Genomic DNA, 25,880 nt, shown 5'->3' with positions numbered 1-25,880 from the left:
GCCGCCCACCGACGGCGGATGGCGGCGCCGCCCGGCATCGCCCATCACAACAACAGCGCACCGCCCACTGGCGGCAAGCGCCAGAACGGAGGTGTCCGAATGACCACCAGCGCCCCTACCCGCCTCGATGACGCGCCCTACCTGGATGTCAGCGACCCGGCCTTTTCCATTCGCTCCCGGGCGGTGATGGAGGCCCGCGAGAAGAGCTGGTTCGCCCGCACGCCCTACGGCATCGCCGTGCTGCGCTACGACGAGGTGAACAAGCTGCTGCGCGACCAGCGCCTGCGCCAGGGCAGCTACGCCTGGCCCGCGCACAACAACGCCACCGGCAGCTTCGCCGACTGGTGGATGCGCATGCTGCTGAGCAAGGAAGGCGCCGACCATTCGCGCCTGCGCCGCCTGGCCAACCCGGCCTTCGCGCCCAAGCTGGTGAAGCAGATGATGCCGGACTTCCAGCGCCTGGCCGGCGACCTGATCGCCCGGTTCGAAGGGCGCGGCGAGTGCGAGTTCGTCAGCGAGTTCGCCGAACCCTACGCCACCCAGGTGATCTGCCTGTTGCTCGGCCTGCCGATCAGCGAATGGAAGGGCCTGGCCGAGCTGGCGGTGGAGATGGGCCTGGCCCTGGGCGTGACCTTCAAGCGCGACGAAGCGCGCATCAACGCCGCCACCGACAAGCTCTTCGGCTATGCCCGCCAGGCGGTGGAGGCGCTCAAGCGCAACGGCCTGGGCGAGGACTTCCTCAGCAGCCTGGTGCGCGCCAACGAAGAGGACAAGAACGCCCTCAGCGACCAGGAGCTGTACGACATGATCGTCCTGGCGATCTTCGGCGGCATCGACACCACCCGCAACCAGCTCAGCCTGGCCATGGACACCTTCCTGCAGCACCCCGCGCAATGGGAGCTGCTGGGCAACGACCCCGAGCTGGCCCGCGCCGCCGTGGAAGAAGTGATGCGCGTGCGCCCGACCGTCACCTGGGTCACCCGCGAGGCGCTGGAGGACTTCGAGTACCAGGGCCTGCACATCGCCAAGGGCACCACCGTGCACCTGTTCAGCCAGTCCGCCGGCAGCGACCCGCACGCCTTCGAGGACGCCAGCTTCGACATCACCGCCAAGCGCCTGCCGCACTTCGGCTTCGGCGCCGGCGCGCACCACTGCATCGGCCACTTCATCGCCCGCGGCGACATGACCGCGGCCCTGGCCCTGCTTGCCCAGCACCTGAGGAACCCGGCGCCCAACGGCGAGGCCGAATGGCTGCCGGACAGCGGCAACACCGGCGCCACCCGTCTGCCGATCCGCTTCGACGCGGTGCGCGGCGAATGAACGCGCCCAGCGTCGCCATCGTCGGCAGCGGGCCCTCGGCCTGCTACCTGGCCCAGGCCCTGCGCAAGCACTGGGCGGACGCGCAGATCGTGCTGGTCGAGCGCCTGCCCGCGCCCTTCGGCCTGGTGCGCTACGGCGTGGCGCCGGACCACCAGGGCACCAAGGCGGTGTGCCGGCAGTTCGAGCGGCTGTTCGAGCGCGAGGGCGTGGCCTTCCTCGGCAACCTGGAAGTGGGCCGCGACCTGTCGCTGGAGCAACTGCGCGAAGCCTTCGACCTGGTGGTGCTCGCCACCGGCCTGTACGGCGACCGCCGCCTGGGCATTCCCGGCGACGGGCTGGCTGGCGTCTACGGCTCCGGCCGCGTCACCCGCCTGTTCAACGGCCATCCGGACGAACAGGGCTTCGCCCCGGCGTTCGGCCGCCGCGTGGCCATCGTCGGCAACGGCAACGTGGCCATCGACGTGCTGCGCCTGCTGGCCAAGTCGGCCGAGGACTTCGCCGGCTCCGACATCGCCGAGGCACCGCTGCAGGCGCTGCTGGCCGAAGGCGCGGAACGCATCGACATCGTCGGCCGCTCGCCGGCCGACCAGGCCCGCTTCGACCCGGTGATGCTGCGCGAACTGGGCAAGCTGGCCGGGGTGCGCATCCGCATCGAGGACCTGCCGCCGGAGCCCTGTCCGAGTGCCGACGCCGCCGGGCAGGCGCGCCTGGACGTGCTGCGCGCGCTGGCCGCGCAGGCGCAGCCGGCAACGGGCCGCGAACTGGTGTTCCGCTTCGGCTGGACGCCCCGCGCCATCGACGGCAGCGGGCGCATCGAGGCCCTGCAGCTGCGCCACGCCGATGGCCGCGAGCTGCGCCTGGAAGTGGACAGCCTGGTCAGCGCCATCGGCTTCGAGGAAGCGGCCGATGGCCTGCTGCACCGCGATGCCCTGCTGGGCGCCAGCGCCGACCTCGAGCGCGGCCGCCTGGACGAAGGTCTCTACTGCGTCGGCTGGCTGCGCCGCGGCCCGCGCGGGACCATCCCGGAGAACCGCCAGGACGCCCGCCTCGTCGCCGAAGCCATGTTCGCCGACCAGCAGGCCGCACCGCGCAGCGGCCGCCCCGGCCTCGCCGCCCTGCCCGCCGGGCTGCGCGAACGCGGCGTCGGCTACGCCCAGTGGCAGCGCATCGACCACGCCGAGACCCGGGCCGCCGCCGACGGCCGCGTGCGCCGCAAGATCACCGACCGCGCCGGCATGCTCGCCATCGCCCGCAGCCCCCAGGAGAACCCCGCATGAACATCCTCATCCTCTTCGGCACCGAGACCGGCAACGCCGAGATGGTCGCCGACGACCTCGCCGACGCCCTGGGCGCCGACTACACCACCCAGGTCCGCGACATGGCCGCCTTCGACCCGGCCGAGCTGGATGCCGGCGACTTCCACATCATCGTCTGCTCCACCTATGGCGACGGCGAGCTGCCCAACAGCGCCCAGCCCTTCCACGCCGCGCTGCAGAGCAGGCGCCCGGACCTGGCGGGCCTGCGCTTCGCCACCTTCGGCCTGGGCGACAGCTTCTACGAGACCTTCAACCGCGGCAGCCGGATCATCGCCGACACCCTGGTGGAGCTGGGCGCCACGGCGGTGGGCGAGCACGGCCAGCACGACGCCTCCAGCGGCGAGCTGCCCGGCGACGCCGCCCTGGCCTGGGCCAAGACCCTGCTCGGGCAGATCTGAGGAGAACGCCATGCGCCTGTGCATCATCGAGAACGGCCTGGTCCCGAGGAACTGCAGGACAGCTTCGGCAGCTACCCGGCGATGATCGAAAGCTGGCTGGCCCCGGCGCTGCCCGAAGCGGACTTCACCTATGTCTCGGCGGTGCGCGGCGAGGCCCTGCCCGAGGCCACGGCCTTCGACGGCTACCTGCTGACCGGCTCGCGCCACAGCTGCTACGAACACAGCCCCTGGATGCTGCAGCTGGTGGCCCTGCTACGGCGCCTGCGCAGCCTGCGCCGGCCGGTGTTCGGCATCTGCTTCGGGCACCAGATCATGGCCGACGCCTACGAGGGCCGCACCACCCGCGCCGAGGTCGGCTGGGGCGTCGGCGCCCAGGCCTACCGCTATGCCGCCGAAGGCCTGGAGGATGCCGCCACCCTGGTGTTCCACCAGGACCAGGTCAGCAGCCTGCCGCCACAGGCGCGCGTGGCCGGCGGCTCCGCCCATTGCCCGCACGGGGTGCTGGAATACGCCTTCCCGGCGCGCTCGGTGCAGTTCCACCCGGAGTTCACCGTGGACTACCTGGCCGCCCTGCTCGACCGCTACGGCAATGGCCTGCTGCCGGCGGACGTCACCGCCCGGGCCTGGGAATCGCTGCAGCGGCTGACCCCGGACAACCGGCAGGTCGCCCGCTGGGCCGCCGCCTTCTTCCGCGAACACACCCGAGCGGTCTGTTCCCGTTCATCCCCTAGCCCGGAACCTGGCAGAGAGGTCGCGTTCTTCGCTTAAAAACATATAAACACAGTTTACAAATTTAAATTCATCCGCCATCGCAGCGTGCCTTGCCTGCCGCTGCCCGAGGAGAACCCCGAAATGACAGCGCTCGATCTACACAAGGAATACAACACCAGCTCCGCCGTCGCCCAGGACCTCGCCGCGCGCATCCGCGACGCCGGCGTGGAGTACCTGTACTACCAGGTGGTCACCCTCAGCGGCCGCGTGCTGGCCAAGGTGGTGCCGGCCAAGCACCTGCTGCGCAACCTGGAGAAGGGCGTGCAGTTCCACCGCACCGCGCTCTCCGACCTGCAGAGCACCCGCGCCGGCGTGCTGCTCGGCGGCGGCGCCCAGGCCGCCGAGTTCACCGCCATCCCCGACGTGAGCAGCTTCAACGTGCTGCCCTGGGACAAGTCCATCGGCAGCTTCTTCTGCCGCCTGTACGAGCCCGACCACCGCCAGGAAGTGGCCGGCCAGGTGCTGGCCACCGACGCCCGCGGCCTGCTGATCGACAGCCACAAGGCCTTCACCGCCGACACCGGGCTGAGCCTGAAGACCGGCTGCGAGCCGGAGATGACCTGGTTCGGCGACAAGCTGGAGGTCAAGGTGCGCCCCGGCGCCAGCCCGGCCTACCACCTGGGCAACCTGGAGACCATGCGGCCGATCTTCCAGCGCGTGATGCAGTACGCCGGCGCCATGGGCCTGGACATGATCGAGGGCGACTATGAAGACCCGGGCCAGTTGGAGCTGAACTGGATGTTCGACGACTGCCACCTCACTGCCGACCGCCTGGTGACCTATCGCCTGATCTGCCGCCAGGTGGCCAACGAGTTCGGCGTGCGCGCCAGCTTCATGCCCAAGCCCACCACCGGCAGCATGGGCAGCGGCTGCCACCACAACTTCAGCCTCTGGCGCGGCGAGCAGAACGTGCTGGCCGAAGCCGGCCGCCGCGAACTGCACCTGACCGACACCGGCCGCCACGCCCTCGGCGGCCTGCTGGCCCACGCCCCGGGCTCGATGCTGGTGATGGCCTCCACCGTGAACTCCTACAAGCGCTTCTGGGACGCCGGCCTGTTCGCCCCCAACCGCCTGAACTGGGGCATGGACAACAAGACCTGCACCGTGCGCCTGTCGGCCAACGGCCGCCTGGAATACAAGCTGCCCGACGCCAGCGTGAACCCCTACCTGTCGCACACCCTGCTGCTGGCCGGCATCCGCGACGGCCTGGCCAACCGCACCGACCCGGGCACCCCGGACAACAGCGACAGCATCCCCGCCGCCCGCGAGAACGTACGCATGCCGATGACCCTCGGCGAAGCCGTGCAGGCCTTCGACGAAGACGCCGTGGTGCGCGGCGCGCTGCCGCCGGCGATGGCCGAGCTGTACCGCGACCTGAAGGCCGACGAGTGGGCGCGCTACTGCTCGGTGGTCACCGAGTGGGAAGCCAAGATGTACATGGACTACCTGCCATGAGCGGCGTATTGCGCGTTCTCTGCGCCGACCTGCCGGCCCCGCCGCTGTTCCACAAGGACGCCGAGGGCTACCGCCACGGCTACGAGTCCGACGTCGCCCGCGCCCTGGCCGCGCGCCTGGGCCGCGAGGCGCAGTTCGTCTACCGCAACTGGGCGGACTTCTACCCGGCGCTGCAGGCCGGCGACGGCGACCTGCTGCTGTGCGGCCAGGGCATCTCCAACTACCGCCTGACCCTCGCCGACTTCACCGCGCCCTACGCGGTGTTCGACGAGGCGGTGATGGTGCTGCGCGGCAGCCTGGTGCGCAGCCCGGCGGACCTGGTCGGCAAGCGCGTCGGGGCGATCGCCAACAGCCTCAACATGGCCCTGGCGGAAACCTTCGAAGGCTGCGTCACCGTGCCCTTCGGCGGTGACACCGACGACGTGCTCGGCGACATGGTCCAGGCCCTGCGCGACGGCCGCATCGACGCCCTGGTGGACGACGACGTGGCGCTGGTGCCGCTGGCCGAGGAGCCTGACCTGGCCATCGGCTTCAGCGTGCCCACCCACAATCGCTGGGGCATCGCCGTGAAGCGCGGCCAGGGGCAGTGGCTGGACGAGGTGGACAGCGCCCTGGCGGCGCTGAAGGCCGACGGCGAGCTGCAACGCATCTGGCAGCGCTGGATGCCGAGCCTCGCCTATCCCTTCTGAAACATACCGCGGCAAACGGCCGCCCCGTGGGGCGGCCGCTTTCTACATTGAACTCTGAGTATGAGGTTATACTGCGCCAGCCCTTCACCCCTTCCGGCCCTTACAGGAGTTCTGGCTCCGGCGCGCCCTCCACGCCGCGGCCGTACCGCAGCATGAATGGATCCTCACCCACCGCTCCCGGCCCGTTCATCCGCCTGCGCCAGGAAGGCCGCACCGAAGAGGTCGTGCGCCGGCTGATGGACGCCATCGACCTCGGCCTGTTCGCCGAGGGCCAGCAACTGCCCAGCGAGACCGAGCTGGCCATGCAGTTCGGCGTCGCCACCGTGACCCTCCGCGAAGCCCTGGCCTACCTGCGCCAGCGCGGCGTCATCGAGACCCGCCGCGGGCGCAACGGCGGCAGCTTCATCCGCGCCATCGAGGAAATCCCCGCCGAGATCGTCTTGAGCCGCCTCGACGAGCTGAGCACCATCGACCTGCGCGACCTCTGCGACGAACACATCGCCATTTCCGGCACCGCCGCGCGCCTGGCCGCCCGGCGCGCCTCCCGCGAGCACCACCAGCACCTGGCGCAGTACATCGAAGCCCTGGGCAAGGCCGCCACCCGCCACGAACGCCGCCGCGCCGACGCGCGCTTCCACATCGAGATCGCCGTGGCCTCGCAGTCGGTGCGCCTCACCCACGCGGAAATCCGCCTGCAGGCGGAGATCGGCGAACTGCTCTGGCTGCCGGTGCCCGGCGCCCCCAGTGTGGAAACCATCCAGCAGGAACACACGGCGATCCGCGAGGCGATAGTCGCCGGCGACCCGAACCTGGCCGGCGCCATGGTCGAGGCCCACGTCAACCGCGGCATCAAGCGCCTGATCGACATGAAGCTGGAGCTGCTGGCCCAGGAAGAGCCCTAGCCACCCCAACGGCGTTCCCCATACCCGTAGGGCGCATAACGCCTACGGCGTTATGCGCCGCAGCCCCGGGCACCGGTGCATCGGCCGACGGCGGATAACCGCGAACGGTTATTCGCCCTACGCCACCCCCGGGCATTCCCTTGTAGGAGCGCGCCCTGCGCGCGAATCGCGGACAAGGTCCTACAGGTCCACAAGCGCTCCCATCACCATCCCACGCCTTGAACTCCGCGTAGGGCGCATAACGCCTACGGCGTTATCCGCCATTGTTCCCGGGCCGCGGTGCTCCGTCTTCCCGTAGCACCGAAACGCTCTTCGGCTCTTCGTAGGAGCGAGCTTGCTCGCGAACAGATTCCGCTGCGGGGCTTGTTCGCGAGCAAGCTCGCTCCTACAAGAAGCAGCCGAAGCCGCGTTGGCACAACCCTTGCCCTGTTTTTCCCGTGCAAACCTCTTATTTAGGATTTTTATCCGCCAGAGGTCCGCTTCCCCTTAGAACAAGAGACTCCAGGCCATGGCGAGCGCAGTGTGTGAAACCCCGTTGGACGAGTGCGCCCAGCGCATCGACGTATCGATCGGTAACATCTTTGCCCAGATCGACACCCTGGCCAACGCCATCGACAGCATCTGGCGCGATGCCGACGGCAGGCCCGTCGACTCCGCCGACCTGGCCAGCCTGCGGCCGCTGATCGAAGGCTGCCTGACGCAGCCCGGCGCCTGCCTGCAGGGCTGTGGCGTGGTGCTGCAGCCGGGCGTGCTGCGCGACCAGGAAATGTACCTGGAGTGGCGGCAGCTGGGCGCCGGCGGGCGCAGCGTGCCGCTGAGCCTGAACTTCAACCGGCGCAGCGAGAACTTCTACGACTACTGCGCCATGCCCTGGTTCGCCATCCCCCGCGACAGCGGGCGCAGCAGCGTGGTCGGCCCCTACGTCGACCTCTACGGCCAGGACATGTACATCCTCACCTTCTCCCGCCCGCTGCTGCTGGAAGGGCGCTTCCTCGGCGTGGCCGCCGCGGACATCGCGCTGAACCGCTTCGAGCGGGTGGTCACCGCCAAGCTCATGCGCCTGGAGCACGAGGCGCTGATCCTCAGCGGCGAGGGCCGGGTGGTGGCGGCCAACACCGCCAACTTCATCGCCGGCGAGATAGCCAGCCTGGGGCTGGCCACCGACGCCCGCTGCCAGCGCGCCAACCTGGCCGAGCAGTCCGCGCACTGGACCCTGGTGCAGTTGCCGGAGAAGCGCCACCGCGCGGCCTGAGCCCCCGGCGGTGCTCCTTATGGGAGCAGTGCGGCGTTACTCCGCCCCATTTTCGTCCCCCGCCAGGGCGCTGAACTGCCCTGGCGGCCCCGTCACCCGGGCCATAGCGCCCAGGAGCCCACCGCTCTAGCTCCAGCCTTCCCACCTTCCAGAGAAGAGAGCGCAATAAAACATTTTAAATCATATGTAATATGGCATAGGCTGTGCTTGCTCCACGCAGGCGGCCGCCGCTGTTACCCCGGCCCGGCCGCCCCGGTTTTCACCGCTGCTGCCACGCGCCGTGGGCAGCGGGCTCCCAGTCCCGATCCATCTGTTCAATGCCGACGTGCATAGCCATACAGGAACAATAACGATGAACAGTCCGATCCAACCCGGTCTCGCCCCGGTCGACCGCGACGCGGAACAGCTCCGCGCGCTGGGCTATTCCTCCAACTTCGAACGCAGCATGAGCCTGTGGCAGAACTTCGCCCTGGGCTTCACCTACCTTTCGCCGGTGGTCGGCGTGTACAGCATCTTCGGCCTGTGCCTGGCCGCGGGCGGGCCGCCGATGTTCTGGTCGTACCTGCTGGTGGGCCTGGGGCAGATGCTGGTGTGCCTGATCTTCTGCGAGGTGGTCTCGCAGTTCCCGATCTCCGGCGGCGTGTACCCCTGGGCCCGGCGCCTGGTGGGCAAGCGCTGGGCCTGGATGGTCGGCTGGATCTACTCGGTGTCGCTGTGCGTGACCATCGCCGCGGTGGCCCTGGGCGCCGGCCCCTACGTCGCCACGCTGCTCGGCTTCGAGGCCGACCCGGCGACCAACACCCTGATCGGCCTGGGCCTGACCCTGGTCGCCACCCTGCTCAACCTCAGCGGCACCAAGCTGCTGGCACGGGTGGCCATGTTCGGCTTCCTCTGCGAGCTGATCGGCGCCATCGTCATCGGCGGCTACCTGCTGGTCTTCGAACGCCACCAGCCGATATCGGTGCTGTTCAACACCTTCGACATCCGCATCGACGGCGCCTACTGGCCGGCGTTCCTCACCGCCTCCCTGGCCGGCATGTTCCTCTACTACGGCTTCGAGGCCTGCGGCGACGTCGCCGAGGAAACCCCGAACCCCAGCCGGCGCATTCCCAAGGCCATGCGCATGACCATCTGGATCGGCGGTGGCGCCTCGATGTTCGCCGCCCTGGCGCTGATCCTCGCGGTGCCGGACATAGGCGCGGTGATCTCCGGCGCCGACAAGGACCCGATGACCACCATCTTCGACGGCGCCTTCGGCCCGCTCGGCGCGCGCCTGGTGATGCTGGTGATCCTGGTGTCGTTCGTCTCCTGCGTGCTCAGCCTGCAGGCCGCCGCCAGCCGACTGCTGTACTCCTACGCCCGTGACGAGATGGTCATGGGCAGCCGCCTGCTGCAGCGCCTGTCGCCCAACACCCACGTGCCCACCGCCGCCCTGGTGGTATGCGGGGTGATCCCGTCGATCATCGTGTGCATCGGCTTCTACCTGCAGAACGCCATCGGCACCGTGGTCAGCTTCGCCGCCATCGGCATCTACCTGGCCTTCCAGATGATCGTCGGCGCCGCCCTGTTCGCCCGCCTGCGCGGCTGGAAGCCCAGCGGCGCCTTCACCCTGGGCAAGTGGGGCTGGCCGGTGAACATCGCCGCCCAGGCCTACGGCCTGCTGGCGATCATCAACATGTCCTGGCCGCGCACGCCGGACGCGCCCTGGTACATCAACTACGGGATCATCCTGGTGGGCGCCATCGTGATCGCCGTGGGGCTGGTGTACATGACGGTGTTCAAGCCCTACGACAAGGGCACCGCCCCGGCCGGGGATGCCTGGAAACTGGCGCGGCACTGAGGCTGGATAGTTGAAGGAGAGCGCCCGGTGAATGCCGGGCGTTTCTTTTTGAGGAGGGTGAGGAGCTGAAGAGCGCCCTCTCCCCAGCCCTCTCCCTGAAGGGAGAGGGGGCTATTCGTGCCAACGGGTAGTCCCGTGTACTCCTGAAGCAACGGCGCTTCCGGCTAACGCCTGAACACCCGGGCACGCCGAACGGTCCCCTCTCCCTTCAGGGAGAGGGTTAGGGAGAGGGAGCGGAGCCCACACCCAACGCACCTACGCCAAAGGTAAACACCCTTCGCGAGCAAGCTCGCGCCTACAAGAGCAGCGACGTAGGGCGCATAACGCCTACAGCGTTATCCGCCGTTGTCCCCGAGCACCGGTGTTCCGGCCGGGCGGCGGATAACCGCGAACGGTTATTCGCCCTACGGTGCGGCGCCGGTGATCGCCTCGAACCCCTGGCGGATCTGCTCCTCCGGCAGGTTGTCGCCGATGAACACGATCACGCTCTCGCGCGCGTCCTCGCCCCAGGGCGTGTCCCAGTCGAAGCCGTACAGGCGCAGCACGCCCTGGAACACCAGGCGGCGTTCCTCGCCCGCGATGTTCAGCACGCCCTTGTAGCGCAGCAGCGAGTTGCCGTGCCATTGCAGCAGGTCGTCCATGAACTCGCTCAGGCGCTCGATGCTCAGCGCCTTGTCGCTGCGCAGCACCAGGGTGCGGATGCGGTCGTCGCTGGCCGTCACCGGGCGCAGCGGCTGCAGCGGGCGCAGGCCGACGTCGGCGTTGAGGTTGAAGCCGCGCACGTCGAGCAGGCGCTCGAGGTCGATCACCCCGTGGTCCACCGGGTGCAGCTCGGCGCGGCGGTTGATGCGCTGCAGGCGCTCGGCCAGGGCCTGGTACTGCTCGGCGCTGACCAGGTCGCGCTTGCTCACCAGGATGCGGTCGCCGAAGCCGACCTGGGCCTGGGCGATGGCTTCCTGCAGGTGACGGTCGGCGTTGGCGGCGTCCACCAGGGTGATGATGCCATCGAGCAGGTAGCGCTCGCGCAGCGTCTCGTCGACGAAGAAGGTCTGCGCCACCGGCGCCGGGTCGGCCAGGCCCGTGCATTCGATCACCAGGCGGTCGAAGGCGATCTCGCCGCTGTCGCGCTGCTCCAGCAGCAGGTACAGCGAACGCTCCAGGTCGTTGTTGATGGTGCAGCAGACGCAGCCGTTGGACAGCGTCACGACCTGCGCCGGGGCGTCGCCCAGCAGTTGGCCGTCGATGGGGGTGTCGCTGAATTCGTTCTCGATCACCGCGATCTTCAGGCCGTGCTCGGCCTGCAGGATGTGGCGCAGCAGGGTGGTCTTGCCGGCGCCGAGGAAGCCGGTGAGCACGGTCACCGGGATCTGCGCGGGTTGTTGGGAATCACTCATGGGCAGGTTCCAGGCAGGAATGAAAACGGGCCGCCCGCAGGCGGCCCGTCCGTTTATACACCCATCCGCGGCTTCAGCAGCAACGGATCGGCCGACCCTTGCCGCCGCCGTAGCGTGCCTCCTGGCGTTCGCGGAAGAATTCCTCGTAGCTCATCACCGGCTTGTCCGGGTGCTTGTTGCGCATGTGCTCGACATAGGTGTCGTAGTCGGGCATGCCCACCAGCATCCTGGCGGCCTGCCCGAGGTACTTGCCCATGCGGCTGAGGTCATTGAACACGTGTCACCTCCTGCCTCAGGCCTCGGGAATGGGCTGGAACGGCGCTTCCTTGTCGGTGCGCTCCTTCTTGGTCCAGGCCTTGGCGCCGACCTTGATGGAATACACCAGCACGCTGAACACCACCAGCAGGAAGAGCACGGTGAGGCCGGCGTTGATGTAGGCGTTGAGCATCACGGTCTTGACCTGGGCGAGGTCCTTGGCCGGGGCCAGGACCTGGCCGGCGTCCAGCGCCGCGCCGTACTTCTGCGCCAGGGCGACGAAGCCCACCGCCGGGTTGCCGTCGAAGATCTTGATCAGGCCCGCGGCGCTGGTGCAGATCAGCAGCCAGGCCGCCGGCAGCGCGGTGACCCACACGTACTGCTGGCGCTTCATCTTGATCAGCACCACGGTGGCGAGCATCAGGGCGATGCCGGCGAGCATCTGGTTGGAGATGCCGAACAGCGGCCACAGGGTATTGATGCCGCCCAGCGGGTCGACCACGCCCTGGTACAGCAGCCAGCCCCACAGCGCCACGCAGCCGCCGGTGCCGACGATGTTGGCGCCCCAGGAGTCGGTCTTCTTCAGCGCCGGGACGAAGTTGCCCAGCAGGTCCTGCAGCATGAAGCGCCCGGCGCGGGTGCCGGCGTCCACCGCGGTGAGGATGAACAGCGCCTCGAAGAGGATCGCGAAGTGGTACCAGAAGGCCATGGTGTTTTCGCCCGGCAGCACTTGGTGGAGGATGTGGGCGATGCCCACGGCCAGGGTCGGGGCGCCACCGGCGCGGGCCAGGATGGTGGTTTCACCGATGTCCTGGGCGGTCTGGGTGAGCATTTCCGGGGTGACGGCGAAGCCCCAGCTGCTGACGGTCGCGGCCACCGCGGCGACGTCGGTGCCGACCACCGCCGGCGGGCTGTTCATGGCGAAGTAGATGCCCGGCTCGATCACCGAGGCGGCGACCATGGCCATGATCGCCACGAAGGATTCCATCAGCATGCCGCCATAGCCGATGTAGCGGGCGTCGGGCTCGCGGTTGAGCAGCTTGGGCGTGGTGCCCGAGGAGATCAGCGCGTGGAAGCCGGACACGGCGCCACAGGCGATGGTGATGAACAGGAAGGGGAACAGGCTGCCCTTCCACACCGGGCCGGTGCCGTCGGTGAACTGGGTCAGGGCCGGCATCTTCAGCTCCGGCATGACGATCAGGATGCCGATGGCCAGCGCGACAATGGTGCCGATCTTCAGGAAGGTCGACAGGTAGTCGCGCGGGGCCAGCAGCAACCACACCGGCAGTACCGAGGCGATGGCGCCGTAGCCGATCAGCATCCAGACGATCTGCACGCCGTGGAAGGTGAACACCGGCGCCCACTCGGGACTGGCCGCGACCTGCCCGCCGAGCCAGATGGAGCCCAGCAGCAGGGCCACGCCGACCACCGAGATCTCGCCGATGCGGCCCGGGCGGATGTAGCGCATGTACACGCCCATGAGGATCGCGATCGGGATGGTGGCCATCACCGTGAACATGCCCCAGGGGCTTTCCGCCAGGGCTTTCACCACGATCAGCGCGAGCACCGCGAGGATGATGATCATGATCAGGAAGGCGCCGAACAGGGCGATGGTCCCCGCCACCTGCCCCATTTCCTCGCGCACCAGTTCACCCAGCGAGCGCCCGTTGCGGCGGCTGGAGATGAACAGGATCATGAAGTCCTGCACCGCGCCGGCCAGGACCACCCCGGCGATCAGCCAGAGGGTGCCGGGCAGGTAGCCCATCTGCGCGGCGAGCACCGGGCCCACCAGCGGGCCGGCGCCGGCGATGGCGGCGAAGTGGTGACCGAAGAGGATGTGCTTGTTGGTCGGGACGTAGTCCAGGCCGTCGTTGTGGAGCACCGCGGGGGTGGCTCGGTTGGGGTCCAGTTGCATCACCTTCTCGGCGATGAACAGGCTGTAGTAGCGGTAGGCGACCAGGTAGATGGCGACCGCCGCTACCACGATCCACAGGGCATTGATGGCTTCGCCGCGGCGAAGGGCCACGACTCCTAAGGCACATGCTCCGACTATCGCCACTATCGCCCAGGCGATGTGACGTAGCAGGCTGTTGTTATTGTTCATGGCGATGCTTCCGACTGTTGAAGGGCGAGAATTCGCAGGAAAAATTCTAGTCCTTTCCGGCGAGTCATTTATACGACCTTAGTCTAGAGCCGTTGCAACGATATTGCCGCCTGAAAAGGGGCGGTGCGGTGTCGCGGCCCGCGCGGCGCAAACCGCTCTGCGCCGAGGGTTTGCGCGCGGGCCGGCGCGGCTGGGAGGCTCAGGCGGGCTGCCTGGCGTAGCGCGCCAGGGTGGCGTCGCGCTGCATCACCGCCAGGGTGTTGGCGTAGACCTGTTCGCTGGTGGCGTCCTGGCTGGCGAAGATCTCGCCGAAGTGCTGCCGGGTGACCTGGGCGAAGTGGGCGCGGTCCTGCGCCTGCACGCCGAGCAGGGTGGCGTAGGCGTCCAGCGCGTCGCCATGGCCGCGGGCCATGTCCTCGGCGATGCTGTCGAGCATGCCGTTCATGGCCAGGACCGAGCGGCCGCCGTAGCGGATGCGTACGTTCGAATCGCAGCCGTTGGTGCCCGAGGTCAGGCCGAAGGTGGCGTTGCCCGAGGTGCCGTTGGTGGTGGTGGCCAGCAGGTGCGGCAACAGCCCGCGCTGGCCTTCGAAGAGCAACTGGCCCCAGCCGCAGCCCTTGTCGCTCGCGTCATCGGCCTGGGCCAGCAGGCTCGCCGACGCCAGAACCCCGAGGATCAGCCCCTTTCCCAGAATCTTCTTGTCCATGCTCCGCTCCGCCTTGGTTTGATGGGGAACCGCCCTAGCAGCTTTGGCGAGGCCCGGGCGGCTGTCAAACCGCCGGCCGGCGGAGCGACGGGCGACAGGGGCTTGGCTATAGTGAGGCGAACGCAGAACGGCCGGAGAGCCCGCCCATGAGTGACGATCACGCCGAACGACGGCGCTTCAGCCGCATCGCCTTCGATGCCGGCACCGAAGTCGGCCAGGACGGCCAGCGCTGGAAGGCCGACTTGCACGACATCTCCCTGCAGGGCCTGCTGGTGGCGCGCCCGCCGGGCTGGAACGGCAACCCGGGCAAGCCCTTCGACATCCGCATCTACCTGGGCTTCGACGCCAACATCTACATGGAGGCGGACCTGGCCTGGGAACGCGAGGGCCTGCTGGGCTTCATCTGCCGGCACATCGACCTGGACTCCATCAGCCACCTGCGCCGCCTGGTGGAACTCAACCTGGGCGACACGACCTTGCTGGAGCGCGAGCTGACGGCGCTGGGGGAGCAGGCGTAGGGTGCCCCAGGCAGGTATGGCTTCTCGTAGGAGCGGACCTTGTCCGCGATAGCCGGAACCACTGGCGCGATTCGCGGATGAGATCCGCTCCTACGCCGCCCCACTACACCATTCCCATGTAGGAGCGCGCCCTGCGCGCGAAATCGCGGGCAGGGCCCGCTCCTACAGTTCGCTGGGTAGCACGGCATTCCTCCCCCGTAGGCCCCGCGATAGCCGGAACCACCGGCGCGATTCGCGGATGAGATCCGCTCCTACGCCACCCCACTACACCATTCCCCTGTAGGAGCGCGCCCTGCGCGCGATTTCGCGGGCAGGGCCCGCTCCTACAGGGTGCCATTCTCCCCGTAGGCGCGGACACGGCTTTTCGTAGGAGCGAGCTTGCTCGCGAACAGATTCCGCTGCTGGGCTCATTCGCAAGCAAGAACCAGGCGTCCCCCCGCGCCTATGAAGAGCACCTCGGCGCCGTCTATTCGAACAGCGCATCCAGCGCCTGCTCCAGGCGCGTCACCGGGATCACCTGCAGGCCCGGCGGGGCCTCCTTGGGGGCGTTGCCCTGGGGCACGATGGCGCGCTTGAAGCCGTGCTTGGCCGCTTCCTTCAGGCGCTCCTGGCCGCTGGGCACCGGGCGCACCTCGCCGGACAGGCCGACCTCGCCGAACACCAGCAACTGATGATCCAGCGGGCGGTTGCGCAGGCTGGACATCACCGCCGCCATCAAGGCCAGGTCCGACGCGGTTTCCAGCACCTTCACCCCGCCCACCACGTTGAGGAACACGTCCTGGTCGTAGGTGGGGATGCCGCCGTGGCGGTGCAGCACCGCCAGCAGCATGGCCAGGCGGTTCTGGTCCAGGCCCAGGGTGACGCGCCGCGGGTTGGCCAGGTGACTGGTGTCCACCAGCGCCTGCACCTCCACCAGCATCGGCCGCGAGCCCTCCCAGGTGGCCATGACCACGCTGCCGGGCACTGACTCCTGGGCGCGGGTGAGGAAGATCGCCGAGGGGTTGGAGACTTCCTTCAGGCCGCGGTCGGTCATGGCGAACACGCCCAGCTCGTTGACCGCGCCGAAGCGGTTCTTCACCGCCCGCAGCAGGCGCAGGCGGCCGTCGGACTCGCCCTCGAAATACAGCACGGTGTCGACCATGTGCTCCAGCACCCGCGGGCCTGCCAGGGCGCCTTCCTTGGTGACGTGACCGACCAGGAAGATCGCCGTGCCGCTCTGCTTGGCGAAGCGCACCAGCAGCGCGGCGCTCTCGCGCACCTGGGCGACGCCGCCGGGGGCCGATTGCAGCTGCTCGGTGAAGATGGTCTGGATGGAATCGATCACCATCACCTTGGGCTGCTCGTGGCGAGCGGTGGCGATGATGCTCTCGATGCAGGTCTCGGTCATGACCTTGAGCCGGTCTTCCGGCAGGCCCAGGCGCCGCGCGCGCATGGCCACCTGCTGCTGCGACTCCTCGCCGGTGACGTAGAGCGCCGGCATGCGGCTGGCGATGCTGCACAGGGTCTGCAGGAGGATGGTCGACTTGCCGATGCCCGGGTCGCCGCCGATCAGCACCACCGAGCCATCAACCAGGCCGCCGCCCAGGACGCGGTCGAGCTCGTTGGAGGCGGTGCTGAAGCGCGGCATCTCCTCGACGCTGACTTCCGCCAGGGTCTTGATGTTGGCCTGCTGCCCGGCCCAGCCGCCGCGCCCGGAAGACGCGGAGGAAGCGCCCTCCACCACGGTTTCCACCAGGGTGTTCCAGGCGCCGCAGTCGGCGCACTGCCCGGCCCATTTGGGGAAGGTGGCGCCGCACTCGGTGCAGCCGTACATGCGCTTGGCCTTGGCCATGGGCGGACTCCGTCGGAAACAAAGCCCGCATCATAGCGGTTCGCGCCGGGCGCTTCAGCCCGGCGCGGCAATGGCCGACGGGTGCGGCCGGGGAATCAGCCCGCCAGCAGGCGGTACTGGCTCTCCATGTCGTAGCGCAGGCCTTCGCGGCGCATGATCAGCGCGGCCAGGGTGCCATCGGGGCGCTCGATGCCCTCCTCCACCCGGCTGATGCGCTGGTCCAGCAGCTCGTACTGCAGCTTCAGGCGCACCAGGCGCTCCTGCGCCCGGCGCGGGTCGAAGGGGGTCTTGGCCTGTTTGCGGACGGACTTGGCCAGGGGACGCGGCTCTTTACGCATGGCGGATCACCAGCAGTAGAAAAAGTTGTCCGAAGACTACGCCCGACCTCGGCGAGCTCCCTTGATGTCGATCAAGCTCAGCTTGAACGCTGCAGCAGTTCGGCGATCTCGTCCTTCAGGGCGACGCGCTGCAGCTTCAGGTTGTTCAGTGCCAGGTCATCCAGCGGCTCGCGGCCGTCCTCGATGTCGTAGATGCGCCGGTCCAGTTCCTCGTAGGTGCCGGCCAGGCGGGTGAAATGGCTGTTCTCGCCGATGAGCCTGGCGATCTTGGCGCGCTGATCGGGAAACTCACGTGCCAGGGGATGGTGCTCGAGCGGCATGGCGGTCCTCCTTCTGCGTGGGGTGGATGATTTCCTTCAGCCTAGACCACCCCCGAATTTCGCCCAGCGCCGCCGGTCATGCCGGAACTTTTGCGCAGGCGGCGGTCCATGGCGGCGCGGGGGTAGTGTTCAACGCGGGCGCGACCGCTAAACTCCCCCCTGTCCCCTCTTCCCAACAAGGAGTCTTTGCATGAGTCTGCTCAGCGAGTTCAAGGCCTTTGCCGTCAAGGGCAACGTGGTCGACATGGCCGTCGGTATCATCATCGGGGCCGCCTTCGGCAAGATCGTCTCGTCCTTCGTGGGCGACGTGATCATGCCGCCGATCGGCCTGCTGATCGGCGGGGTCGACTTCTCCGACCTGGCCATCACCCTCAAGGCCGCCGAGGGCGACGTCCCGGCGGTGGTGCTGGCCTATGGCAAGTTCATCCAGACCTGCCTGGACTTCCTGATCGTGGCCTTCGCCATCTTCATGGGCGTGAAGGCCATCAACCGCCTCAAGCGCGAAGAAGCCGCCGCCCCCGAGACGCCGCCGGCGCCGACGCCCGAGGAAGTGCTGCTGACCGAGATCCGCGACCTGCTGAAGAACCAGCAGAACCGCAGCTGAGCCCGGCCCCGCGCGCCGTCAGGCGGCGCGCGGCGGTTGCAGCAGCAGGCGCTCGACGCGCCGCTCCTTCACCTCCAGCACCCGCAGGCGCCAGCCGCGGTGCTCCAGTTCGTCCCCCGCCGCCGGCAGGCGGTCCAGCAGGTGCAGCGCCAGGCCGCCCAGGGTGCGGCAATCCTCCGGCGCCTGGCCGCGGAAGCCGATGCGCTCGGCCAGCAGCGCCAGGGTGGTGGCACCGCGCACGCGCCAGCCGTCGCTGCCCTTCTCGATGTCCGGGCCGGCCATCTCGCTGGCGTCCGGCAGCTCCCCGGCGATCGCCTGGAGAATGTCGGTCAGCGTCAGCAGGCCCTCGAAGCCACCGAACTCGTTGACCACGAAGGCCACGTGGGTCGAGGCCTGGCGCATCTGCTCCAGGGCGCCGAGCACGCTGCAGCTGTCCGGCAGGTTCAGCGGCACCCGCAGCAGGGGCTCGATGTCCGGCTGGCGGCCGGCGAGGATGGCCTTGAGCAGTTCCTTCTTGTGCACGTAGCCCAGCGGCTCGTCCACCTGGCCGGCGCGGATCACCAGCAGGCGCGAGAAGGGCGATTCCAGCAGCACCTGGCGGGTCTGCTCGGCGCCGGCGTCGAGGTCGATGCGGTGCACCTCGGTGCGCTCGGTCATCACCGTGCGGATGGAGCGTTCGGCCAGCTCCAGCACGCCGCTGATGAGCACCCGCTCGCGGCGGTCGAAGGGCGCGTCGGCCGGCTCCTCGCCCAGCATGTCGGCGATCTCCTCGCCCACCTCGTCGGCCTCCACCTTGCCGCCCAGCAGGCGCAGCACCGCGTAGCGCGTGCGCTCGCGCGGGCCGCGGCGGCCCTGCAGGCTGCGCCGGCGGCGCCAGCGCACCGCCTGGTTGGCCAGCTCGATGAGGATCGAGAAGCCGATGGCGGCGTACAGGTAGCCCTTCGGGATGTGGAAGCCCAGGCCCTCGGCGGTGAGGCTGAAGCCGATCATCATGAGGAAGCCCAGGCACAGCATGATCACCGTGGGGTGGGCGTTGACGAAGCGCGTCAGCGGCCTGCTGGCGACCATCATCAGGAGCATGGAGAAGACCACGGCGATCATCATCACTTCCAGCTGTTCGACCATGCCCACGGCGGTGATCACCGCGTCCAGGGAGAACACCGCGTCGAGCACCACGATCTGCGCCACCACCGGCCAGAACGCGGCGTAGACCCGCGGGCCGCCAGCCTTGTGCACGCGGCCCTCGAGGCGCTCGTGCAGCTCCATGGTGGCCTTGAACAGCAGGAACAGGCCGCCGAACAGCATGATCAGGTCACGCCCGGAGAAGGCCTTGCCGAAGACCTCGAACAGTGGTTCGGTGAGGGTCACCAGCCAGGAGATGCTGGCCAGCAGGCCCAGGCGCATCAGCAGCGCCAGCGACAGGCCGATCAGCCGGGCGCGGTCGCGCAGCTGCGGCGGCAGCTTGTCGGCGAGGATGGCGATGAACACCAGGTTGTCGATGCCCAGCACCAGCTCCAGCAGGATCAGGGTGAGCAGGCCGAGCCAGGCCGTAGGGTCCAGGAGCCACTCCATGGTCAGCTCCCGGGCGCGCGCAGGGGCGCGGCGAGGGTATGGGGGAAGATGCTGGCGAAAAGGTCGTCGGCCGCCGGGGGCGGCTCGCTCGTGTGGCAGTCCATGGGGTTCCAGGGGCTATGAATGGACGGCCATCCTAAGGGCAAAGACGCCCGCCGCTTAAGCGGGCAATCTTTTCCAAATCTTGCCTACCAGTAGTTCTCCACGGCGATCTGCCCGGGCTTGCGCGTCAGCGCCAGGCTCATGCCGCGGGTCTTCAGCACTGCGCGGGTGTCCTCGATCATCTGCGGGTTGCCGCAGAGCATCACCCGCGAATGCTCGGGGGACAGCTCAAGGCCCGCGGCGCGCTCCAGCTCGCCGTTCTCGATCAGGGTGGTGAGGCGCGCGCCCAGGCAGCCGGGCACCTGCTCGCGGGTGACCACCGGGATGAACTGCAGCTTGTGGGCGTGCTCGGCCAGGTAGTCGCGGCGGGCCAGGCCGGCGATCAGCTCGCGGTAGGCCAGCTCCTTTTCCTCGCGGGCGCTGTAGACCAGCTTGATGGTCTCGAAGCGCTCCCACACCTCGAAGTCCTGGAGGATCGACAGGAAGGGCGCAAGCCCAGTGCCGGTGGCCAGCAGCCAGAGGTCGCGGCCGTCGGGGAAGCGGTCGAGGGTGAGGAAGCCGAAGGCCTGGCGGTCGACCAGCAGCTGGTCGCCCTCGCGCAGGCGGCTCAGCTCACTGGTGAACTCGCCGCCCGGGACCACGATGGAGAAGAACTCCAGGTGCTCGTCGTGGGGCGCCGAGACCATCGAATAGGCGCGCCAGACGATGCTGCCGCTGGGCTTGTACACGCCCAGGCGGGCGAACTGCCCGGCGCGGAAGCGAAAGCCCGCGTCGCGGGTGGTGCGCAGGGTGAACAGGCTGGGGGTCAGCGTCTGCACGTCGAGCAGCGTCTGACGGGTGAACTTCTCTTCGCTGGCGGTCATACTCCGCTCCCGATCCAATCTCTGCCTACAGTTTCTCCCATCGCAACACCGAGAAACACCGTCAGATATCAGGGCCTTTGCCGGAAACCCCGGCCGGCCTGACCTGACGCAACAAAAAACGATGCCCATGCCGACCCTCCAGACGCCCTTCGCCGAACTCGACCTGATCCGCCAGCCGGAGCAACGCAACGACCCGCTGCAGGCCTTCGACGCCGCCGACGAATACCTGCTGCGCCAGGTGGCCGCCGACGGCCTGGCCGCAGGCTGCCGGGTGCTGGTGCTCAACGACGCCTTCGGCGCCCTGGCCGCGGGCCTGGCCGGCCATGCGCGGGTGACCAGCAGCGGCGACTCCTTCCTCGCCGCCCTGGCCCTGGGCAAGAACCTGGCGCGCAACGGCCTGGCGGAAGACGCCGTGGACTTCGTCCCGGCCAGCGAAACCCCGGCCGGGCCCTTCGACCTGGTGCTGCTGCGGGTGCCCAAGACCCTCGCCCTGCTGGAGGAACAGCTGATCCGCCTGCACGGCCGCCTGGCGCCGGGCGCCCGGGTGATCGCCGGGGCCATGGTCAAGCACCTGCCGCGCGCCGCCGGCGACCTGCTGGAGAAATACGTCGGCCCGGTGCAGGCCTCGCTGGCGGAGAAGAAGGCCCGGCTGCTGTTCGCCACGCCTGTGGACAAAGCGCCGGCCGCCTCGCCCTACCCCACCCGCTACACCCTGGACCAGCCGAAGCTGGAACTGCTCAACCACGCCAACGTGTTCTGCCGCGAAGGCCTGGACATCGGCACCCGCGCCTTCCTCCCGCACCTGCCGCGGGGCCTGGGCCGGGCACGGGTGGCGGACCTGGGCTGCGGCAACGGCGTGCTCGCCATCGCCAGCGCCCTGGCCAACCCGGAGGCCCGCTACACCCTGGTGGACGAGTCCTTCATGGCCGTGCAGTCGGCCCGCGAGAACTGGCGCGCCGCCCTGGGCGAGCGCGAAGCGGAGTTCCACGCCGCCGACGGCCTGGCCGGGCAGCCGGAAAACTCGCTGGACCTGGTGCTGTGCAACCCGCCCTTCCACCAGCAGCAGGTGGTCGGCGACTTCCTCGCCTGGCGCATGTTCCAGCAAGCCCGCCACGCCCTGGTCGCCGGCGGCCAGCTGTGGATAGTCGGCAACCGCCACCTGGGCTACCACGCCAAGCTCAAGCGCCTGTTCCGCGGCGTCGAGCAGGTGGCGGCGAACCCGAAGTTCGTGGTGCTCAAGGCCAGCAAGTGAGACGGGCGGACATTGCCTTGCAGTGACTGGCGGGCGCAAGATACACACATACCTGTACACACGTTACACAGGGAGGCCCATTGCATGTCCACATCGACGCTTCCCAGCCGCGTCTTCATGAATGGCAACAGCCAGGCGGTGCGCATCCCCCAGGAGTTCCGCCTGGATGCCAGCCGCGTGGAGATCCACCGCCAGCCCAACGGCGACCTGGTCATCCACCCGCTGCCCGAGGACCGCGGCGAGGCCCTGCTGCAGGCGCTCGCCGGCTTCGATGAGGACTTCGTCGAGGCCCTGGAGGAAGGCCAGCGCGAGCAGCCGCCGGTGCAGGAGCGTGAAGAGCTGTGAAATACCTGCTCGACACCAACATCCTCATCTACCTGCTGAAGAACCGCCCGGAATCCGTGGCCCGACGGGTCAACGCCCTGCCCGCCGACGCCGGGCTATGCATGTCCTTCATCACCTACGCCGAGCTGCTCAAGGGCGCCGAGCGCAGCACCCGGCGCGGCGAGGTCCTGCGCCAGCTGGAGCGCCTGACGCGCCAGGTGCCGGTGGTCTACGACGGCACCCCGCGCCTGTGCGAGCACTACGCGGCGCAATTCACCCGCCTCAAGCTGGCCGGCACGCCGATCGGCGCCAACGGCCTGTGGATCGCCTGCCACGCCCTGGCACTGGAGGCGACCCTGGTGACGCACAACACCCGCGAGTTCGAACGCATCGACGGGCTGCGCCTGGAGGATTGGGCAGCCGAGTAGGGCATCGCGGACGGAGTCCGCTCCTACGCGGCCCCAGCCACACTGCTCCCCTGTAGGAGCGCGCCCTGCGCGCGAATCGCGGGCAGGGCCCGCTCCTACAAGTTAGCGGGAAGCACGGTATTCCTCTCCGTGCGGACCTTGTCCGCGATAGCCGGACGTATCGGCGCGATTCGCGGATGAGAGCCGCTCCGCCATTCCGGTGTAGGAGCGAGCTTGCTCGCGAACGGAGCTCCCCGGCGGCAGCTGTGCGTCGGGTTGATTCCGCGCCCTCTCCCCAACCCTCTCCCGCAAGCGGGAGAGGGGGCTGTTCGGCAGCGCCGGGAGGTTCGGAGCCAACCTGCAGGAGCGGACTCCGTCCGCGATAGCCGCAGGCTCCGGCGGTCCCTACGGCAGGTCAGACGGCGGATAACGCGGAGCGTTATTCGCCCTACGCCATGCCTACCCTGGGCGTAGGGCGAATAACCGTTCGCGGTTATCCGCCGTTGGCCAATGCGCCAAGGCCTGCCAACGACGGCGGATAACGCCTGTGGCGTTATCCGCCCTACAGTCGGGCGTCGTTCAGGGCTGCGGGGGTGTCCACGTCGCGCAGCACGCCCGGGTCGTCCACTTCCACGGGGTGCCAGGCCTCGCGGTGGGCTTGCAGCACCGCGCGGGCGCCTTCGTCGCCTTGCAGGGCGCGGAGCTCCGGCCAGAAGGCGCGGCCGAAGAGGACCGGATGGCCGCGCTGACCTTGGTGCAGGGGGAAGACGATACGTCGCTCGTCGGCCTCGGCGGCCAGGCGCCGCAAGGTCTGCGGCGCTATCCAGGGCATGTCGGCGAGCAGGATCGCCACGCTGGTGGCCGGGTTGTCAGCCAGTGCGGCGACGCCGGCGGCCAGGCTGTGGCCCATGCCGGCCGCCGCTTCCGCGCAGCGCACGGTGGCGATATCCACAGGCACGCCGAGCGCGGCCGCGTCGTCTTCCGGGCGCAGCACCACCAGCACTTCGTCGAACGCCTCGCGGGCATTGGCCAGGCTCGCCGCCAGCAGGCCGCGGCCGTCGGCCAGGCGCGCCTGGCGCTTGTCGGCGCCGAAGCGGTGGCCGCAGCCGGCGGCCAGCAGCAGGGCGACGGTGCTCACAGGCTCTCGCGGGCGATGCCGCTGCGGGTGCGGAGGATGTCGGCGAGCACCGCCAGGGCGATTTCCGCCGGCGTCTTGCTGCCCAGATTGAGGCCGATGGGCGCGTGGATGCGCGCCAGTTCGCGCTCGCCCAGGCCGCCGACGCGCTGCAGGCGCTCCCTGCGCCGGGCCGAGGTGGTGCGCGAGCCCATCACGCCGATGTAGAAGGCCTCGGTGCGCACCGCTTCGAGCATCGCCAGGTCGTCGATCTTCGGGTCGTGGGTCAGCGCCACCACCGCCGTGTCGGCGTGGCAGCCGCCGTTGGCGATGAAGATCGACGGCAGTTCGCGGCGGACCTCGATGCCGTCCAGCTCCACGCCATCCAGCGCCTCGTCGCGCGGATCGCAGAGGATCACTTCGAAGCCCAGGCCCTTGCCGAACTCGGCGCAGGCATGGGCCACGCTGGAATAGCCGGCCAGCAGCAGGCGCTGGGCGGCGCCGACGCGCAGTTGCACTTCGCCTTCGTCGCGCTCCACCCGAGGGCCATGCTCATGGTCGTCGTTCAGGCGGCGCGCGCCGCTGGCCAGGTCCACCCGGCGCAGCAGGCGGCGCTGGCCGAGCAGCGCCGACTCCAGCTCGCGCAGGTGCGCCTGCACCTCGCAGTCCGGCGCCAGGTTCTCCACCAGCACGTCGAGGATGCCGCCGCAGGGCAGGCGGATGTTGCTGCGCGCGTCGCCATCGCCGTAGCGCACCACCTTCACCGGCTCGGCGAACTCGCCGCTGGCCACGCGTTCGAGGAAGTCATCCTCGACGCAGCCGCCGGACAGCGAGCCCACCCATTGCCCGCGCGGGTTCACCGCCAGCAGCGAGCCCGGCGCGCGGGGCGCCGAGCCGTAGGTGAAGAGCACGGTGCAGAGCCAGACGCGCTGGCCCTCGCCGGACCAGCGCAGCGCCTGGCGAACCACTTGCAGATCGAGATGTTGCACTTCACATCGCCTTGCCGGCATGGGCCGGCACGCCATCGGACTTCAGTCGCGCGACCGCCTGGGCGTCGAGGTCGCCGGGCAGGCCGCCCCAGCTCTGGCGCAGGTAGTTGAGCAGATCGGTGAGTTGCGCGTCATCCAGTTTATCCGCGAAGCCGGGCATCGGCTGCATGCGCTCGTAGCCGCCGAACTGCTGTTCGCCGATGCCGTCGACTATCACCCGCAGCAGGTTGCGCGAGTCGGCCAGGCGCAGGGTGGTGTTGCCCTGCATGGCCACGGCGATGTGCGGCTTGCCCTCGCCCTCGGTGCCGTGGCAGCCGGCGCAGACGTTCAGGTACTGCTGGCGGCCGCGCTTGGCGCTGGCGGAGAGCTGTGGATAAGCCACCGCCTGCACCACCCTGGCCGCCGGCGGCTGGTCGCCCAGCAGGTAGCTGGCCATGGCCTGCAGGTCGCCGCTGTCCAGGTGCTGGGTGCTGTGGTGCAGCACCGGGAACATCTCGTTGAACATGCTGCCCTGGGCGCTCATGCCGTGTTCGAGGAAGGCCGACAGGTCGGCGTGGTTCCAGCCGCGCGCGGCCAGGTCCCCGGGCAACAGGCTGGGCGCCAGGTAGCCGTTGAGCAGGGCGCCGGACAGGCGCTTGTCCTGCTGCAAGGCGCCGATGGCGTTGCGCGGGGTGTGGCACTCGCCGCAGTGGCCGAGCACTTCCACCAGGTACTGGCCGCGCTGCCAGGCCTCGCTCCGGCCCTCGGCACCCTGCAGCTGGACGCTCTTGCCGTACAGCAGGTTCCAGCCGGACAGCCCGGCGCGCACGTTGAACGGGAAGCTCAGCGCGGTCTCGGGCGCGGCGCGGTGCACCGGCTCGATGGTCATCAGGTAGGCGTGGATGGCGTCGGAATCCTCGCGCCTGATCAGGTGGTACGAGGTGTAGGGCATCGCCGGGTAGAGGTTGGCGCCGTCCTTGCGCTTGCCCTCGGTGAGGGCGGCGAAGAAGTCGTCGGCGCTGTAGTTGCCGATGCCATAGTCCTTGTCCGGGGTGATGTTGCTGCCGTAGATGGTGCCAAACGGCGAGGCGATCGGCAGGCCGCCGGCGAAAGGCGCCCCGCCGGCGGCGGTGTGGCAGGCCATGCAGTCGGCGGCGCGGGCCAGGTATTCGCCGCGCTTGACCAGGTCGGCGTCGGCGGCCTGGGCGCCGGCGGCCAGGCCCAGCCCGGCGGCCAGCAGCAGGCCGGTTAGCGATCGAGCCATG

The 25,880-nt window shown here is 69.1% G+C and carries 26 protein-coding genes; 14 read left to right on the top strand and 12 right to left on the bottom strand.

What is annotated here, in order from left to right:
- Positions 1-99: 99 nt before the first annotated feature.
- The 9 genes from PKO50_RS00805 to PKO50_RS00765 all read left to right on the top strand — a co-directional run bounded on the left by PKO50_RS00805 (position 100) and on the right by PKO50_RS00765 (position 9,943).
- Positions 100-1,320, top strand: coding sequence for a cytochrome P450 (locus PKO50_RS00805; RefSeq protein WP_275628546.1), 1,221 nt, complete (start codon positions 100-102; stop codon positions 1,318-1,320).
- On the top strand, positions 1,317-2,597 hold the full coding sequence (locus PKO50_RS00800) for an FAD-dependent oxidoreductase (RefSeq protein WP_275628545.1): 1,281 nt from the start codon (positions 1,317-1,319) through the stop codon (positions 2,595-2,597). Before PKO50_RS00805 ends, PKO50_RS00800 begins: the two co-directional genes overlap by 4 nt.
- A complete protein-coding gene (locus tag PKO50_RS00795; protein WP_275628544.1) occupies positions 2,594-3,034 on the top strand; it encodes a flavodoxin domain-containing protein in 441 nt (146 codons plus the stop codon). The genes PKO50_RS00800 and PKO50_RS00795 overlap by 4 nt, the downstream gene beginning before the upstream one ends.
- 18 nt (positions 3,035-3,052) lie before the next feature.
- Positions 3,053-3,802, top strand: a complete 750-nt coding sequence (locus PKO50_RS00790) for a type 1 glutamine amidotransferase (RefSeq protein WP_275628543.1) — start codon at positions 3,053-3,055, stop codon at positions 3,800-3,802.
- 84 nt (positions 3,803-3,886) lie between these two features.
- Positions 3,887-5,260 (top strand): glutamine synthetase, encoded by a 1,374-nt coding sequence (locus PKO50_RS00785; RefSeq protein ID WP_109934019.1) that lies wholly within the window; start codon positions 3,887-3,889, stop codon positions 5,258-5,260.
- Positions 5,257-5,949, top strand: coding sequence for an ABC transporter substrate-binding protein (locus PKO50_RS00780; RefSeq protein WP_275628542.1), 693 nt, complete (start codon positions 5,257-5,259; stop codon positions 5,947-5,949). Before PKO50_RS00785 ends, PKO50_RS00780 begins: the two co-directional genes overlap by 4 nt.
- 152 nt (positions 5,950-6,101) lie before the next feature.
- Positions 6,102-6,851, top strand: coding sequence for an FCD domain-containing protein (locus PKO50_RS00775; RefSeq protein ID WP_275628541.1), 750 nt, complete (start codon positions 6,102-6,104; stop codon positions 6,849-6,851).
- Positions 6,852-7,359: 508 nt separating this feature from the next.
- A complete protein-coding gene (locus tag PKO50_RS00770) occupies positions 7,360-8,103 on the top strand; it encodes a cache domain-containing protein (RefSeq protein WP_109934022.1) in 744 nt (247 codons plus the stop codon).
- A gap of 352 nt (positions 8,104-8,455) precedes the next feature.
- Positions 8,456-9,943: an amino acid permease gene (locus PKO50_RS00765; RefSeq protein ID WP_109934023.1), complete on the top strand. Its 1,488-nt coding sequence runs from the start codon at positions 8,456-8,458 to the stop codon at positions 9,941-9,943.
- 404 nt (positions 9,944-10,347) lie between these two features.
- Here the strand turns inward: PKO50_RS00765 and yjiA are convergent, their stop codons facing one another.
- From yjiA to PKO50_RS00745, 4 genes are all read right to left on the bottom strand, one after another.
- Positions 10,348-11,337 (bottom strand): GTPase, encoded by a 990-nt coding sequence (gene yjiA / locus PKO50_RS00760; protein ID WP_275628540.1) that lies wholly within the window; start codon positions 11,335-11,337, stop codon positions 10,348-10,350.
- A gap of 73 nt (positions 11,338-11,410) precedes the next feature.
- Complete coding sequence (locus tag PKO50_RS00755) at positions 11,411-11,614, bottom strand: YbdD/YjiX family protein (protein ID WP_089390183.1); 204 nt, start codon at positions 11,612-11,614, stop codon at positions 11,411-11,413.
- A gap of 15 nt (positions 11,615-11,629) precedes the next feature.
- On the bottom strand, positions 11,630-13,696 hold the full coding sequence (locus PKO50_RS00750; protein ID WP_275628539.1) for a carbon starvation CstA family protein: 2,067 nt from the start codon (positions 13,694-13,696) through the stop codon (positions 11,630-11,632).
- A gap of 199 nt (positions 13,697-13,895) precedes the next feature.
- Positions 13,896-14,402 carry a DUF3015 domain-containing protein gene (locus tag PKO50_RS00745; protein WP_275628538.1) on the bottom strand — a complete coding sequence of 169 codons (507 nt, stop codon included), beginning with the start codon at positions 14,400-14,402 and terminating at the stop codon, positions 13,896-13,898.
- 146 nt (positions 14,403-14,548) lie between these two features.
- Here PKO50_RS00745 and PKO50_RS00740 point away from each other — a divergent pair, with 146 nt between their 5' ends.
- Positions 14,549-14,920 (top strand): PilZ domain-containing protein, encoded by a 372-nt coding sequence (locus PKO50_RS00740; RefSeq protein WP_275628537.1) that lies wholly within the window; start codon positions 14,549-14,551, stop codon positions 14,918-14,920.
- 466 nt (positions 14,921-15,386) lie between these two features.
- On the opposite strand, the gene radA is transcribed toward PKO50_RS00740, so the two are convergent.
- The 3 genes from radA to PKO50_RS00725 form a co-directional block, all read right to left on the bottom strand.
- A complete protein-coding gene (gene radA / locus PKO50_RS00735) occupies positions 15,387-16,751 on the bottom strand; it encodes a DNA repair protein RadA (RefSeq protein ID WP_089390179.1) in 1,365 nt (454 codons plus the stop codon).
- Between the two features lie 95 nt (positions 16,752-16,846).
- On the bottom strand, positions 16,847-17,089 hold the full coding sequence (locus PKO50_RS00730) for a hypothetical protein (RefSeq protein ID WP_089390178.1): 243 nt from the start codon (positions 17,087-17,089) through the stop codon (positions 16,847-16,849).
- Positions 17,090-17,166: 77 nt separating this feature from the next.
- Entirely contained in the window at positions 17,167-17,409 is a 243-nt protein-coding gene (locus PKO50_RS00725; RefSeq protein WP_089390177.1) for a YdcH family protein, read from the bottom strand.
- 190 nt (positions 17,410-17,599) lie between these two features.
- Between PKO50_RS00725 and mscL the strand changes: the two genes are divergently transcribed.
- Positions 17,600-18,013 (top strand): large-conductance mechanosensitive channel protein MscL, encoded by a 414-nt coding sequence (gene mscL / locus PKO50_RS00720; RefSeq protein WP_089390176.1) that lies wholly within the window; start codon positions 17,600-17,602, stop codon positions 18,011-18,013.
- Positions 18,014-18,031: 18 nt separating this feature from the next.
- Here the strand turns inward: mscL and PKO50_RS00715 are convergent, their stop codons facing one another.
- Both PKO50_RS00715 and PKO50_RS00710 read right to left on the bottom strand, forming a co-directional pair.
- On the bottom strand, positions 18,032-19,585 hold the full coding sequence (locus PKO50_RS00715; RefSeq protein ID WP_275628536.1) for a TerC family protein: 1,554 nt from the start codon (positions 19,583-19,585) through the stop codon (positions 18,032-18,034).
- A 188-nt stretch (positions 19,586-19,773) separates the two neighbouring features.
- Entirely contained in the window at positions 19,774-20,550 is a 777-nt protein-coding gene (locus tag PKO50_RS00710; RefSeq protein WP_089390174.1) for a ferredoxin--NADP reductase, read from the bottom strand.
- A gap of 127 nt (positions 20,551-20,677) precedes the next feature.
- Between PKO50_RS00710 and PKO50_RS00705 the strand changes: the two genes are divergently transcribed.
- The 3 genes from PKO50_RS00705 (at position 20,678) to PKO50_RS00695 (ending at position 22,554) form a co-directional block, all read left to right on the top strand.
- Positions 20,678-21,802, top strand: coding sequence for a class I SAM-dependent methyltransferase (locus tag PKO50_RS00705; RefSeq protein ID WP_275628535.1), 1,125 nt, complete (start codon positions 20,678-20,680; stop codon positions 21,800-21,802).
- Between the two features lie 84 nt (positions 21,803-21,886).
- Positions 21,887-22,147, top strand: coding sequence for an AbrB/MazE/SpoVT family DNA-binding domain-containing protein (locus PKO50_RS00700; protein WP_089390172.1), 261 nt, complete (start codon positions 21,887-21,889; stop codon positions 22,145-22,147).
- Positions 22,144-22,554, top strand: coding sequence for a type II toxin-antitoxin system VapC family toxin (locus PKO50_RS00695; protein WP_275628534.1), 411 nt, complete (start codon positions 22,144-22,146; stop codon positions 22,552-22,554). The genes PKO50_RS00700 and PKO50_RS00695 overlap by 4 nt, the downstream gene beginning before the upstream one ends.
- A gap of 541 nt (positions 22,555-23,095) precedes the next feature.
- Here PKO50_RS00695 and PKO50_RS00690 read toward each other — a convergent pair.
- From PKO50_RS00690 to PKO50_RS00680, 3 genes are read right to left on the bottom strand one after another with little or no spacing between them, the layout of a single operon-like run.
- Positions 23,096-23,671 carry a nucleotidyltransferase family protein gene (locus PKO50_RS00690; protein WP_275628533.1) on the bottom strand — a complete coding sequence of 192 codons (576 nt, stop codon included), beginning with the start codon at positions 23,669-23,671 and terminating at the stop codon, positions 23,096-23,098.
- Positions 23,668-24,636 (bottom strand): XdhC family protein, encoded by a 969-nt coding sequence (locus PKO50_RS00685; protein ID WP_275628532.1) that lies wholly within the window; start codon positions 24,634-24,636, stop codon positions 23,668-23,670. The genes PKO50_RS00690 and PKO50_RS00685 overlap by 4 nt, the downstream gene beginning before the upstream one ends.
- Before the next feature lies 1 nt (position 24,637).
- The gene (locus PKO50_RS00680) at positions 24,638-25,879 is read right to left on the bottom strand and encodes a cytochrome c (protein ID WP_275628531.1); all 1,242 of its coding nucleotides are present in this window, start codon (positions 25,877-25,879) and stop codon (positions 24,638-24,640) included.
- Position 25,880: the final 1 nt, after the last annotated feature.

The sequence above is a fragment of the Pseudomonas sp. 273 genome, from assembly GCF_029201425.1.
GTDB lineage: Bacteria > Pseudomonadota > Gammaproteobacteria > Pseudomonadales > Pseudomonadaceae > Pseudomonas > Pseudomonas delhiensis.
The sequence above is the reverse complement of the archived record's forward strand: the minus strand, read 5'-3'. Positions and strand labels throughout refer to the sequence as shown.